This window comes from Phormidesmis sp. 146-12, from assembly GCF_052939495.1.
In genome coordinates this window covers 44,023-56,566 of record NZ_JBJPHS010000003.1, presented here as the reverse complement: position 1 = coordinate 56,566, position 12,544 = coordinate 44,023, and the positions used below count along the sequence as shown (strand labels likewise).

Below are 12,544 nucleotides of genomic sequence, written 5' to 3'. Positions count from 1 at the left end.
ATGAGAAATTAAGTGATTCTAGACTCCCGACTTTGGGAATGGATGGTTTTCATTTTACGGACTGACCCACCACAGGAGCAGAAACAATTCCTTGTGCCTCCAATTCGGAAGCTACCCGCAAAATCAAAGCTTCGTTGTAGGGAGCCGCCACAATCTGCACACCCAACGGTAACTGACCCGATCGCTGAATCGGCACCGAAATGATCGGCAACCCAATAAAAGAAAGCGGTTGAGTAAACATCCCCAAATTGGGACGGGTAAGCACTTTGACGTGATCTAATTCAATGTGTTCCTGTCCGATCAGCGGAGCCGCACAAGGAGTTGTGGGAGCCAGAATAACATCCACATCTTGAAAGAGTTCACGCACGCGATCGCGATACCAACTGCGAAATCGTTGAGCTTGCTGATACCAGGTGCCGGGGACGAGACAGCCGGCCAAAAAGCGATCGCGCGTTGCTTCGTCAAAGTCTTGAGGGCGGCTTTTTAGATCAGCAAAGTGTAAATTTGCCCCTTCACAGGAGGTAATCACAAACGCCGCAGATCTAGCCCGATGTGCTTCTGGAATCGTCACCCGTCGAGTCACACCCAACGCCTGCGCCACTTTTTCGACGGCGGCAAACACTTCAGGCTGGGCACCTCTGGCAAAATAATCGTCCGCAACGGCAATCCTCAATCCGTCTGTTCCCTTCGCCAACTCCGGGGCGCACAAGTCAGGAGGACGCTTTGTGCAAACTGGGTCGCTGGGATCTTCTCCTTGCAGCAGATCAAAAACCGTGGCGATGTCACGAACCGATCGCGCAAACGGCCCCAAGTGGTCAAAGCTGCTAGAAAATAGATACGCACCCGATCGAGACAGTCGTCCATAAGTCGGCTTCAGACCAAAAATCCCGCACAGAGCAGACGGCACGCGAATCGAGCCATTGGTATCTGATCCCAGGGTAATCGGCACCAAACCAGAGGCGATCGCGGCCGCCGATCCCCCCGAAGATCCGCCCGTCATCCGTTCTAAGTTATGAGGATTGTGAGCCGGGCCATAGTGAGAATTTTCGGTAGTGAACCCGTAGGCGTACTCATCCATATTCAAGCCACCGATCAGAATGGCTCCCACTTGCTTGAGTCGCGCCACCAAAGCGGCATCTTGAGACGCAGGCGGTCTTTCGGCATTAATCTTAGAACCTGCCAGCGTCGTCACTCCAGCAATGTCAAACAAATCCTTGACCGCAAACGGCACACCCGCCAGGATGCCTGGATCTTTTCCATCGGCGATCGCTTCATCCACCCGTTCTGCCTCTTGCAAAGCCGACTCCGCCAAAACCGTGGTGAAACAGTTGTAAAGTTTGTCAAGATTGGCAATGCGAGCCAGCGCTTCAGATACGATCGTTTTTGCAGACACTTGTCGCGATCGCACCAATTCAGAAATTTGAGTTGCGTCCAGATTGGCGTAATTCATGGCTCAAACACCGGAGCAGCTTCCACCGTTTCGGGAAGAGGAAACTCCATCACCAGTTGAGCGATCGTTTGAATTCGTTCAAAGTTGGCGATTACACCCGATCGATAGTCTGGATTAAGGGGCAAACCGACCACGGCTGCCATCAGATCGACATATTCTGCCGAGTTTATCTTGTCTGTCATAACCGTTTCATCACACCACAAACATCAGGCTTGCCATTCGTCTTAATCGTGCTGTAAGTCGCGTTCTATATAAGCTCGCCAGCCACCCCATTGAGTGATTTCTTGCTCACCTTCACAAAGAAAGGGTTCGCCCAGCACTCCCAGAACCTCCTCCCCATCAGATAACTTGACCTTGCCAATACACAGTCCAGGCGGCTCTGAGATTAGCAGCGTACTCAGTCCACCGACAGGAACCGCCCACACCTCAACCGCAACAGACACGCCTTCCTGAGACACTTTTAGCATTGCGGGATGACGATCGCCGATCGACCAGACTCGATAAGCCGCTTCAGTCGAAGTTTCTCGCACAAAGGTTGCCCCAATTGAGTGCAGGTTTTGGTTGAGTTCTAGCCCTCTCATCAGAGTACCGTTGACTGCCAGATAGACTGTGTTTTCCATCGCACCTTGCAGAAGTAGCTTTCAAAAACAAACTGTAAAAACAAAGAAAGACGCTGCTGCCAACGTCTCTACTTAAAAATCTACTTAAAAAACTAAAATTTCTTGATTGAACTATAGAGACTGCTTGAGGTAATTTACCAGGGCGTGTAAGCCTAAACGGTAACTTTCGGCACCAAACCCGCTGATCTGACCGATCGCAACGGGAGCAATGTAGGAATGATGACGGAAGGCTTCACGCTTATAGATGTTGCTGAGATGAACCTCAACCGTAGGAAGGTTGACGGCGGCGATCGCATCCCTCAGCCCAATACTCGTGTGCGTGTAGGCACCTGCATTGATCAAGAGACCCTGATGCTGACCGATCGCTTCATGAATCGCATCAATCAAAACGCCTTCATGGTTCGATTGCAGCGCTAGAATGGTCGCTTGCAGGGCTTGAGACTCGCGATCAAGCATTTGATTAATTTGCTCCAGCGTGACTGACCCATAAATTCCTGGCTCTCGTTTACCCAGAAGATTTAAGTTCGGCCCGTGGAGAACCAAAATATTGTGCAACTGATCTGTCAGAACGGAATATTACCGACGACGCTGGGGATCGTTTACAGGAATCGGGATTGGTTCCATTTCTGGCTGAACTTCTGGCCCTAGCAGCGCTTCAATCAGTCTGCGGGTCATTTCCTTTAACTTTTCCAGCACCTTTTCAATGTAGTCCATTGAACTGACAGCTCCTTCGATATCGCTTGGACTTCTTCAGGATTGCCCAAGCTTGACTCAGACAATACTAATACTTTACAGAAATCTAACTAGATCTTAACAGGGGAAAACCGGAAAGCCAAGGGTCATCCCTGTAAATTTTCCGATGCCTACTTCAATCATAACGAATGATCCCCAGAGATCAAGAAGGATCTCTCTCAGGTAAAGGTTCTGTTAACAATTTGCGGCGTAGTTGGTCGAGAGCAGTACAGGCGCTCACTTGTCTTACCCAGTCGCGTCCTCGTGCGCCAAAGCGGTAGGCAAAACTCGTGACTTCGGTTTCGGGGCCGGCCAATCCGATGTAGACCAATCCGACGGGTTTTGTCTCGCTGCCACCATCGGGGCCCGCAATGCCTGTGATGCTAAGTCCCCAGGTGGTATTGAGGCGCGATCGTACCCCTACGGCCATTTGTTCAGCGACCTGATTACTGACGGCTCCAAATTCTGACAGCACCTTGGGATCAACTCCCAACAGGGTTTCTTTAACCGAATTGTCGTAAGAAATAATGCCGCCCCAAAAATAGCTAGAGCTTCCTGAAACGCTTGTCAGCATTTGCCCCAAGCCTCCCCCAGTGCAGGATTCAGCGACGCTAAGAGTCGTTTGGGTGATTTTGAGCAGGTCACCGACGACAGAAGCCAGTGATTCTTGATTAGTGCCGTAGCAGTCCAGTCCGCCAATTTGTAATAGCTGCTGTTCGACGGGTTCGATGATTTGACGAGCGGCTTCTGATGAGGCCGCCCTAGCAGAAACTCGCAGCTTTACTTCTCCAAAATTGGCGTAGGGCGCAACGGTAGGATTGTCTAGCTCAAAGAAGTCAGCGACCTTTTCGGCTAGAGATGATTCGGAGATGCCCCAAAATTTCAGCAGGCGACTGACAATGATTTCCCGCCCCCAGCCCTGAGTTTTGAGAAAGGGAACCGCCGTTTGTTGCCACATTTCCCGCATCTCAACGGGCACTCCCGGAAAGGTCAATAGGGTTAGCTGTGACTCGTCGCGGGTATCTCGAAGACGCACCTGCCAAATCATTCCCGGCGCACTTCCTACTGGGTTGGGCAAAACCTCAGCCCCTTGAGGAAGTAGGGCCTGCTTGCGGTTGTTGTCGGTCATCTCACGCCCGCGTTCTGCAAACTTTTGCTGAATGTCTGCAACGATTTCGGGTCTTTCGACCAGAGGCGTATCAAAAAAACTGGCGATCGTTTCTGTCGTCAAATCATCCGGCGTTGGCCCCAATCCTCCTGTAAAAATCAGAATCTGGGCGCGATCGCTGGCGATCGAAATGGCTTGTTTGAGGCGATCGACGTTATCCCCTACCACGGTCTGATAGTAGTGAGGAATGCCCAACTCAGCCAACTCCTGCGCCAAAAACTGAGCATTCGAGTTGAGAATATCCCCCAGCAGTAGCTCAGTCCCGACACTGATAATTTCTGCACTCATAAGTAAACAGGGATGAGGGATGAAAGGGCCTTGACGTTTGAGTCACGTTCTGACATCTAGTAGAGCAAATCAGATATCTAGCGACTTCTTGAAGCATAGATTAGAAAAGCACTTCTTGATACAACACCAAGAATTCCTTTTCATCCCTCATCCCTCATCCCTCATCCCTCATCTTTCACCCGCCCCTCACCTCGCGGTTCGCCAAACTTGCCAACTCGTGAGACTGAGCAAAACGGTTGCGCCCAGGGCGTAGGTCAAGCCGCTGGGCATTCCTGAAACTGCCAGGGCTAGTGTGCCGACCCATAGTGTTAACGAGTAGATAAACAGAACCGCTAACCGATGAGAAAGTCCGGCTTTAAGTAGACGGTGATGCAGGTGACGCTTGTCAGCAACAAAGGGAGACTTGCCGCGACGAAGACGATCGAGAATCACCGCAGACATATCCAAAATCGGCACCGCCAAAATCACATAGGGCAACAAGACCGCAACCGTGGTGACACTTTTCACCAGTCCAATAATGCCAACGCCCGCCAGCGTGAAGCCAATGAAATAGGCCCCGCCATCCCCCATAAAGATTTGGGCTGGATTGAAGTTGTAGCGCAAAAATCCTAAGCATCCGCCCGCGAGGGCAGCAGCAATCAGCGCAGCAGCAGGCTGTTGCATAAACAGGCAAGTGACCAGCATCACAACCGCCGCAATGCCCGAAACTCCGGCCGCTAACCCATCTAGCCCATCGATCCAATTCATTGCGTTAGCCATTCCGACTAGCCAAATGACGGTAATCGGTAGACTAATCCAATCCGCTAAAGGGAACAGCCCCTCAACCGGGTTCGTCAAAAACTCAATCTGCACTCCGGCTTTCCAGGCGAGACTGGCGACGATCGCTTGCAAAATTAACCGAGTCTTAGGTGACAAATTAAATAGATCGTCTGCGAGTCCGATTAAGAAAAACGCAAGTCCGCCGATCGTCACTCCCCAAACTTCATATTCCTTGCCAGGAGGAAGAACGCCGAAGCCTCCTGTCCACCAGACGACGAGCAAAGCAGCCACCACACCAAAAAAAATCGAAACTCCCCCCAGGCGTACCATTGGGCGCTGATGAACCTTACGACCGTTTGGCAAGTCAACTCGTCCGCTTTGAAGGCCGATTTTTTTAACGATCGGGGTCATCCAGAGGACAACCAGCACAGAAACGAGGAACGCGAGGAGGTGATACAACTGAAAGGGCATCTGAAATCGCAGTAAGGATGGACAGTAGTTGTCAGGCAGAGTCTACTACATTTCAGATGATACTCAGCAAAGAATTATTAAGCGCAATCAATTTGGAAGATTTGTCAAGGATTTCTATTGATAGTGAGTGATGAGTGCCATTGACTAATGTAGAAGCGGTCTGCCTAAAACAAAGGGCACCGATTGATGCCCTTACCTTCTCCTAGAGTGAAACTGGATCTCCGGAGGATCTAACGTGCGATCGCACAATGCCGAATCGACCGTTCTAAACCATCGCCGGGACGGGAATGGCTAAATGTGGATAGAGCGGGAAGCGATCGCACAAAGCAGCGACTCGTTGCCGACAGGTCTGAGCCACTGAATCGTCTTCGGGAGACAGGAGGCGATCGGCGATGATGTTGGCAATTTCGGTAAACTCGATCGGGCCCATTCCTCTAGTCGTCATCGCAGGAGAGCCGAGGCGCAACCCACTTGTGACAAACGGCGATTCGGGATCAAAGGGAACCGTGTTTTTGTTGGCAGTAATATTCACACCACTTACCAACTGATCTGCGATTTTGCCCGTCATGGCGATCGATCGTAAATCAACCAGCATCAGGTGATTGTCTGTACCGCCAGAGACAATCTTGAATTGACGATTTTGAAGCTGAGTCGCCATCGCCTTCGCATTCTCGATCACCTGACCGGAGTAGGTTTTGAATTCGGGCTTGAGCGCTTCCCCAAAGGCAACCGCTTTTCCAGCAATCACATGCTCTAGCGGGCCGCCTTGAGAGCCAGGAAAGACTGCTTTATCAAGCTGTTTGCCCAGTTCAGCATCGCGAGTCAGAATCAAACCGCCTCTCGGCCCACGTAGAGTTTTGTGAGTCGTCGTCGTGACCACATCACAGAAGGGAATCGGATTGGTATGATGTCCGGTGGCGACCAGTCCAGCAATATGGGCGATGTCTGCCAGCAGGTAAGCCCCGATCTCGTCAGCGATTTCTCTAAACTTGTCAAACTGAATAATTCTGGGATAAGCAGAATAGCCACAAATCAGCAGTTTGGGACGATGCTTGAGCGCCAGATCGCGAATCTGATCGTAATCCAACGCTTCTGTTTCTTGACTCACGCCATAGTGCTGCACGTTGAACCATTTGCCCGACACATTTACGGGAGACCCATGCGTCAGGTGTCCGCCGTGGGACAAGTCCATGCCCATGATCGTGTCACCCGGCTTCAAGAGCGAGAGAAAGACAGCAAAGTTGGCCTGCGCTCCAGAGTGGGGTTGAACGTTAGCGTGAGCAGCTCCAAACAGTTGTTTTGCCCGATCGATAGTCAGTTGTTCGACGCGATCGACAAATTCACAGCCGCCGTAATAGCGCTTTGTGGGCAAGCCTTCGGCGTATTTGTTGGTCAATACCGACCCTTGAGCAGCCATCACCGCCGCCGATGTGAAATTTTCGCTGGCAATCAGTTCGAGGTGATCGCGTTGACGTTGTAGCTCATGCTGGATCATCTCCGCAATGGCTGGGTCAGCTTTCGCCAAAAAGTCTGAGTTAGTCTGAGTCACAGAGCAAAGTCCTAAATGATATGAGTTTGTTGTACAGCGACAGTAGAAGGTCTGCTTCCTGAGTGATCGATTGTAGCGTCGATCGTCAATGACTTGAAATAGCAAAGCGTTAAGTTCAGAGAAAATTCAATCAAGCAATTTGTAGGGTTTGCCCAAAAGTTTTAGGTTCAGGAAGCGGTTCGCCGTTCTGAATTGCAGAGTCGATCAAAAGTTCTAAAACTTCATGAGCATTCTGCATCGCCTCTTGATAGGTGTCACCGTGTGTATGACAGAACTCCCCCCATTCAGGCAGACTGACGACATAACACTCATCTTCATTCGACCACTGGATAATGACGGTGTAGTGAGAATTCATTCGTGACCCTCCTGTTCTCCTTTAATTTCTGCTAATCGGCTTAGTGCGTTGTCTACATCGTCTTCCTGATAACGCTTGGCATCCGCACTATCCCTGCCTGAAAGGGTAAGTTTGCCAGGTAGCAAGGGATGAAACCACTTGGTATGACTTCCTTTACCGGGTTGGTAGTCAAATCCCGCTTGCAGCAATAGACGTTTTAGTTCTCGAATCTTCTTGGGCACGTAGGATTCTATTTCTCTCCAGTTTAGCGCTTTGTAAAGCCTTCTCTGGATGTCACGATCGCAGTACTCCCAATCTCCACAGGCGCGGTATACTCCTCGGAGTAAACAGACAGAGATAGCAATGGTAGCGGTAGCAATTCTGGCGGCGGGGCGGGGAACGCGCATGAAATCGGACTTGCCGAAAGTCCTTCATCAACTGGGGGCGCGATCGCTGGTTGAGCGGGTGTTAGACAATGCCGAACAGATTCATCCCTCACGGCGGCTCGTGATTGTAGGCTACCGGAGCGAATTTGTTCAAGAGTCTCTGAGGGAGAGATCGAGCTTAGAATTTGTCGAGCAGCCTCAACAGTTGGGAACCGGACACGCAATTCAGCAGTTGCTTCCCCATCTAGAAGGCTTTGAGGGCGATTTGTTGGTCTTGAATGGCGATGTGCCTTTGCTGCGACCTCAGACGTTACAACAGTTGCTCAAGACGCATCAAGATCACGGCAACGCTGCAACGATTCTCACGGCTCAAGTTCCTAATCCTAAAGGCTATGGGCGCGTTTTTTGTGACGGCAATAATCTGCTAACCCAAATTGTTGAAGATCGTGATTGTAGTCCGGCCCAAAAGCAAAACCGTCGTGTGAATGCGGGAGTTTATTGTTTTCGCTGGTCAGATTTGTCAGACGTTTTGCCCAAACTGACGACTCGCAATGATCAACAAGAATATTACCTGACCGATGCGGTGAATTATCTCAATCCTGTGATGACCGTCGATGTCGAAGATTATCAAGAGATTTTGGGAATTAACGATCGCAAACAACTCGCCACCGCTTACAGCATTCTGCAAACTCGCATCAAAGATGATTGGATGGCGCAGGGCGTGACGTTAATTGATCCAGACAGCATTACGATCGATGACACAGTACAACTACACCCCGACGTAGTGATCGAGCCGCAAACTCATCTACGCGGCAATAGCATTATTCAAACCAGAAGTCATATTGGGCCGGGAAGTTTAATTGAAAACAGTCATATTGGCGAAAATACAACCGTTCTTTTTTCAGTTGTTCGAGATAGTGTGGTGAAATCAGATTCGACGATCGGCCCCTACGCCCATCTCAAAGGTCATGCAGAAGTTGGTTCTAATTGTCGAATTGGTAACTTTGTTGAATTGAAGAATACGACGATCGGCGATAAGACCAACGTTGCACATTTGTCTTATCTGGGCGATGCCACCATTGGCACAAAAGCAAATATCGGCGGCGGCACCATTACAGCCAACTACGACGGTGTGAAAAAACATCGAACGATGATTGGCGATCGCAGCAAAACAGGCGTGAACAATTCCCTCATTGCACCCTTAACGATTGGAGAAGATGTGACGATCGCCGCAGGCTCCACGATTAGCGAAGATTTGCCGAATGATTGTCTAGCGATCGCGCGTGCCCGTCAAGTCGTCAAACTGGGCTGGAGATTGAAGTCAAAAGAGTGAGCGATCGTAATTGTGGGTAGGGAATTCAATCTTGAGTTGTCCGCATGATTAGCTTTCTACGAAATGTTGCGTTGTTGATAAAAATGGGAGAAATTAAGCTGTTTTGTTGGACTGCCTATTAAATAAGCAGCAAGTTCCTCAGAGATGACAAAACGGGGGGTGCCATTGTAAGTAATTTCATAAATCAAGGACTGATTCTCCAAGATTCTCAGCTTGCTCCTCAACCAAGTGTGATCTTCAAAACAGTAAGAAAGAACTAAATTATTAGGGTCTCCGTTATAAATTGCGCCTTTAGGTGTGAGAATAAACTCTCTCGCAAACGGGTATTCAAGCAGATCATTCCTCATCTCTGCTAAAAGCTCAGGAATTCGCTTCTGAATGTCTATAAATATGCTCTCTGACGGTTTGGACAGAACAAAGCTAGGTTTAACTACATTCTCGCGTGAAGTTATAAGTTGCACTAGCACATTGTTAATCGATTCAAGTGCTTTGACTATTTTGGCAGGATTATCATTTCCAATAGAGATTGGCGGGACTGATCCAGTAACTTCAACTTTAGTTCTGTGTGTGTAGAAATTGTTAGCAAGATCGTAATACTCTACTTCAAGATACACATCCTCTCCAAAACGTTCTTTGGCTTGGAAGTAGGTTGTCACATCAAAAAAGAAGGGATTATTTCGGTCAACAATTGATGCCTGAAGAGGAAAAACGCTCTCGTAACGCTGGATCATTTGAGGTAAAGGCGAGAGAGTAATTTTGACATCAACTGCTGGTGCATCGGTAAGCGCGAGAACCCCAAGTTGTATAGCTGCTTCCTTGTCTGGTTTTAGACGAAATAAATGGGTCAACCGTGGCTTTGAAAAGTGCCTTTTAGCCCAAATAGCATCAACGATAAAATGGTTAGCTTTTTCTGTATGAGCGCCCGCTCGAATGTAGTAGTGATAATCTGGAGCCATGTGCGGCCCAGCATAACTTTCATGAATACCAACTAATAAAACTGCTGAACCTGAATGGATGGTACCTCGCCCCATTGAGTCATAGATTAGTTTGATATCATATTTAGGAACTGGTTTCACTTGCTTGACAACTTGATCAACCCAGTCACGCAGATCCTGCCTTCCGATTTTTAGAGGTAATCCACCGTCTGCTTCTCCATTACCATCAACACCGACAACAAAGTATCCACCCCCAGAATTTGCAAAGCCTGACACTGCACAGCTTAGTTTCTTCTTGAGGCCGTCATGTGGAGTACTACTTGATTTGAACTCAAAATCACCATCTTCTGCACTTGGAAGCTGTGCTAAGTCGAAAGTTTCTAGATCGATCTTTGACATGGATCTGGGAAAGGTAGCAACAACCCTAGATTAGCACTCAACAAATGATATTAAGATGACGTAACACTACTCCAACAGACAAGCTTCAGACTACCAATCCACCGATGGCTATACAACTTTTGACAAGGCTAAAGACTGTTTGGCTTCAAGGAATGAAAGTAATAGCTGGATAGCGCCTTGTTCATGAACATTCATTGACCGCACCTTCTCCTCAAAAATCGATCGCGCAATTGCATCATTCATAATCCGAGAATGCAAAATGGTTGTCCATTCCGGCGCTCGTTTAACTAAATCAGGCAGGACTTGAATAAATGCCTGCAACTGCACTTGCACATCAAATGACTCCAAAAAATGAACTAACCCAAACATCACTTCGGGTTGCTGACAGGCATCATCCAAAATTAGATGCAGGCTGGGCAAGTTCGCAGAGTCAGGATTTTGGGCAAGTTTTACCAGAGTTTGTTCAAAGGCGGCAACTTCATCGGGCGATCGCAGCAAATGATTTGCTTCCAAGATCTCAATTAATGAATTTTGACTCATACAGTATGCTCCTACTTTGCAAAGACTCCAGTCCAAGCTAATTCATTCATTTGAATGACTGCTCGGAAGCTGCTTCTAATCTTTCCTGTATAAATTCCTTGACGCTGATAGAGCGATCGTAAATCTTGAATCTCTCTAGCAAGAACCTCTCTGGGTAGAAGACTTAAATCTGGAGATTGCCCATAGGAAAGCGTTTGTCTATGACGGCCTCCTGCACCCGGTATGGGATGCTCCATCATGATAGCAATTCCCAAGTTGCGCCTATAGTCCGGCACCCTAGCTGTCATGTATGCATTGGATGGAACATGATGCGGAGTCAAATTATCGCCTCTGCGTCCAAGTTTTAGCAACTCTCCATACCGCCCTACCGTTCCTTCGTCTTCTAGTAGCTGAGAAATACCCTTTCCTCCAATACACTGTTGGTTTTATCTCAAGCGCAGTCTTGCAGTTTTGGCATGAGAATGGGTTAAATTTTGCTGATGCGCTTCACTTGGTACAAAGTCAGCAATGTTGTGCAATATACACATACGACGATCGTTTCGTAAAGAGAGCCAAAGGACTGAGTGAGTGTGAAGTCCAGCAGCCTTAACAACTTTTCAACTTGGTTTTATACAGAGAGAACGCCCATTTCCTCGGACATCTCTAGGGTGTCGCCCAGCTTTTCGCCTGTGTGGTAGGCCGCAAGAAGAACTTCGCTGGTTTTGCCCCATGCGATCGCGCCCTCTGCATCTAGCCCGATCGCGCCCAAATCTCGTTTGTTGGTATGAGCTTCTTTGATCGATCGATCAAACGCACCTAATAGCGACAAGCCATCTGCAACGCGAATCACAATTTTGGCCGCCAAACATTCATCAATGATGTCTTCGCCAATTCCTGTACAGCTCACGCCCGCCTTGACCGTGGCATAGTTTCCGGCTGGCATGGCCGAATCGCTGACCCGTCCAATCCGCTCAAAGCCTTTGCCTCCGGTGGATGTGCCTGCTGCAATGTTGCCCTGACCGTCTAAAACGACGACCCCGATCGTTCCTCTTCCGGCCTCGCTGACTAATTCCTGTTCTGCGACAACTCCCGCCATTGCTTTGTTAAAATTGCCCTCACGCTCCAGCATCCATTCTTTGAGACGCAGCTCGGTCATCGGGTCGTAGAGCGGCAGTTGCAATTCGCGCAGTAATTCTGCTGAACCGAAGTCAGAGAGAATGCGATCGTCCGAGGTTTGCAAAAATTGGGCAAGCTCGATCGGGTTCTTGACGCGCGAAGTATTGATCACACCGCTAAATCGCTGAGTCGCCCCATCCATCAGGGCAGCACTCATGCGAATCTGACCATCAGACTGCAAAACCGAACCCGTTCCCGCATTAAATCGGGGATCATCTTCTAAAAGCTGACAGCCATGTACGACTGCGATTTGAGCCGTTGCCCCATCTTTGAGCAGCGCGTAAACGTCCTCGACAACTTTGTAGAGCGATCGTCGTACCGCATCTGCGCCTCCCTTCCCCTTAAGCGAACTGCCAGCCCCACCGTGAATAATGAGCTTGGGTTGGATGCGATTTGCAGTCATGAATTAAAGCCTCAAGAGAATG

At 49.0% G+C, this 12,544-nt stretch carries 15 protein-coding genes; 1 reads left to right on the top strand and 14 read right to left on the bottom strand.

The window, feature by feature from the left end:
• Positions 1 to 49: 49 nt before the first annotated feature.
• From ACKFKF_RS02260 to ACKFKF_RS02215, 10 genes are all read right to left on the bottom strand, one after another.
• Positions 50 to 1,450 (bottom strand): AtzE family amidohydrolase, encoded by a 1,401-nt coding sequence (locus ACKFKF_RS02260; RefSeq protein WP_446866190.1) that lies wholly within the window; start codon positions 1,448 to 1,450, stop codon positions 50 to 52.
• A complete protein-coding gene (locus tag ACKFKF_RS02255; protein ID WP_446866189.1) occupies positions 1,447 to 1,632 on the bottom strand; it encodes a DUF4089 domain-containing protein in 186 nt (61 codons plus the stop codon). Before ACKFKF_RS02255 ends, ACKFKF_RS02260 begins: the two co-directional genes overlap by 4 nt.
• 42 nt (positions 1,633 to 1,674) lie before the next feature.
• Positions 1,675 to 2,070 (bottom strand): allophanate hydrolase-related protein, encoded by a 396-nt coding sequence (locus ACKFKF_RS02250; protein WP_446866188.1) that lies wholly within the window; start codon positions 2,068 to 2,070, stop codon positions 1,675 to 1,677.
• A gap of 111 nt (positions 2,071 to 2,181) precedes the next feature.
• On the bottom strand, positions 2,182 to 2,625 hold the full coding sequence (gene aroQ, locus ACKFKF_RS02245; RefSeq protein WP_446866187.1) for a type II 3-dehydroquinate dehydratase: 444 nt from the start codon (positions 2,623 to 2,625) through the stop codon (positions 2,182 to 2,184).
• Between the two features lie 21 nt (positions 2,626 to 2,646).
• Positions 2,647 to 2,784 (bottom strand): hypothetical protein, encoded by a 138-nt coding sequence (locus ACKFKF_RS02240; protein WP_446858483.1) that lies wholly within the window; start codon positions 2,782 to 2,784, stop codon positions 2,647 to 2,649.
• 181 nt (positions 2,785 to 2,965) lie between these two features.
• Positions 2,966 to 4,258 (bottom strand): competence/damage-inducible protein A, encoded by a 1,293-nt coding sequence (locus tag ACKFKF_RS02235; protein WP_446866186.1) that lies wholly within the window; start codon positions 4,256 to 4,258, stop codon positions 2,966 to 2,968.
• Between the two features lie 186 nt (positions 4,259 to 4,444).
• Positions 4,445 to 5,488, bottom strand: a complete 1,044-nt coding sequence (locus ACKFKF_RS02230; RefSeq protein WP_446858481.1) for a glycosyltransferase family 4 protein — start codon at positions 5,486 to 5,488, stop codon at positions 4,445 to 4,447.
• A gap of 265 nt (positions 5,489 to 5,753) precedes the next feature.
• Positions 5,754 to 7,037 (bottom strand): serine hydroxymethyltransferase, encoded by a 1,284-nt coding sequence (gene glyA / locus ACKFKF_RS02225; RefSeq protein ID WP_446866185.1) that lies wholly within the window; start codon positions 7,035 to 7,037, stop codon positions 5,754 to 5,756.
• Between the two features lie 130 nt (positions 7,038 to 7,167).
• Entirely contained in the window at positions 7,168 to 7,392 is a 225-nt protein-coding gene (locus ACKFKF_RS02220) for a type II toxin-antitoxin system HicB family antitoxin (RefSeq protein WP_446866184.1), read from the bottom strand.
• Positions 7,389 to 7,778 (bottom strand): type II toxin-antitoxin system HicA family toxin, encoded by a 390-nt coding sequence (locus tag ACKFKF_RS02215; protein ID WP_446866183.1) that lies wholly within the window; start codon positions 7,776 to 7,778, stop codon positions 7,389 to 7,391. Before ACKFKF_RS02215 ends, ACKFKF_RS02220 begins: the two co-directional genes overlap by 4 nt.
• Between ACKFKF_RS02215 and glmU the strand changes: the two genes are divergently transcribed.
• The gene (gene glmU, locus ACKFKF_RS02210) at positions 7,735 to 9,090 is read left to right on the top strand and encodes a bifunctional UDP-N-acetylglucosamine diphosphorylase/glucosamine-1-phosphate N-acetyltransferase GlmU (protein WP_446866182.1); all 1,356 of its coding nucleotides are present in this window, start codon (positions 7,735 to 7,737) and stop codon (positions 9,088 to 9,090) included. The two genes, ACKFKF_RS02215 and glmU, sit on opposite strands and share 44 nt — an antisense overlap.
• 56 nt (positions 9,091 to 9,146) lie before the next feature.
• On the opposite strand, the gene ACKFKF_RS02205 is transcribed toward glmU, so the two are convergent.
• From ACKFKF_RS02205 to ACKFKF_RS02190, 4 genes are all read right to left on the bottom strand, one after another.
• Positions 9,147 to 10,424 (bottom strand): ATP-binding protein, encoded by a 1,278-nt coding sequence (locus tag ACKFKF_RS02205; protein ID WP_446866181.1) that lies wholly within the window; start codon positions 10,422 to 10,424, stop codon positions 9,147 to 9,149.
• Positions 10,425 to 10,532: 108 nt separating this feature from the next.
• Positions 10,533 to 10,964, bottom strand: a complete 432-nt coding sequence (locus tag ACKFKF_RS02200; RefSeq protein ID WP_446866180.1) for an Imm30 family immunity protein — start codon at positions 10,962 to 10,964, stop codon at positions 10,533 to 10,535.
• Positions 10,965 to 10,975: 11 nt separating this feature from the next.
• Complete coding sequence (locus ACKFKF_RS02195; protein WP_446866179.1) at positions 10,976 to 11,251, bottom strand: hypothetical protein; 276 nt, start codon at positions 11,249 to 11,251, stop codon at positions 10,976 to 10,978.
• Positions 11,252 to 11,571: 320 nt separating this feature from the next.
• Positions 11,572 to 12,522, bottom strand: coding sequence for an isoaspartyl peptidase/L-asparaginase (locus ACKFKF_RS02190; protein WP_446866178.1), 951 nt, complete (start codon positions 12,520 to 12,522; stop codon positions 11,572 to 11,574).
• Positions 12,523 to 12,544: the final 22 nt, after the last annotated feature.

Excerpts from the sequence above, each read along its gene's own strand:
- ACKFKF_RS02200 (WP_446866180.1), bottom strand. The coding sequence starts at position 10,964 with ATGAGTCAAAATTCATTAATTGAGATCTTGGAAGCAAATCATTTGCTG.
- ACKFKF_RS02250 (WP_446866188.1), bottom strand. The coding sequence starts at position 2,070 with ATGGAAAACACAGTCTATCTGGCAGTCAACGGTACTCTGATGAGAGGG.
- ACKFKF_RS02230 (WP_446858481.1), bottom strand. The coding sequence starts at position 5,488 with ATGCCCTTTCAGTTGTATCACCTCCTCGCGTTCCTCGTTTCTGTGCTG.
- ACKFKF_RS02240 (WP_446858483.1), bottom strand. The coding sequence starts at position 2,784 with ATGGACTACATTGAAAAGGTGCTGGAAAAGTTAAAGGAAATGACCCGC.
- ACKFKF_RS02190 (WP_446866178.1), bottom strand. The coding sequence starts at position 12,522 with ATGACTGCAAATCGCATCCAACCCAAGCTCATTATTCACGGTGGGGCT.
- ACKFKF_RS02255 (WP_446866189.1), bottom strand. The coding sequence starts at position 1,632 with ATGACAGACAAGATAAACTCGGCAGAATATGTCGATCTGATGGCAGCC.
- ACKFKF_RS02235 (WP_446866186.1), bottom strand. The coding sequence starts at position 4,258 with ATGAGTGCAGAAATTATCAGTGTCGGGACTGAGCTACTGCTGGGGGAT.
- glmU (WP_446866182.1), top strand. The coding sequence starts at position 7,735 with ATGGTAGCGGTAGCAATTCTGGCGGCGGGGCGGGGAACGCGCATGAAA.
- ACKFKF_RS02220 (WP_446866184.1), bottom strand. The coding sequence starts at position 7,392 with ATGAATTCTCACTACACCGTCATTATCCAGTGGTCGAATGAAGATGAG.
- ACKFKF_RS02215 (WP_446866183.1), bottom strand. The coding sequence starts at position 7,778 with ATGCGCGTTCCCCGCCCCGCCGCCAGAATTGCTACCGCTACCATTGCT.
- ACKFKF_RS02260 (WP_446866190.1), bottom strand. The coding sequence starts at position 1,450 with ATGAATTACGCCAATCTGGACGCAACTCAAATTTCTGAATTGGTGCGA.
- ACKFKF_RS02205 (WP_446866181.1), bottom strand. The coding sequence starts at position 10,424 with ATGTCAAAGATCGATCTAGAAACTTTCGACTTAGCACAGCTTCCAAGT.
- ACKFKF_RS02195 (WP_446866179.1), bottom strand. The coding sequence starts at position 11,251 with ATGACAGCTAGGGTGCCGGACTATAGGCGCAACTTGGGAATTGCTATC.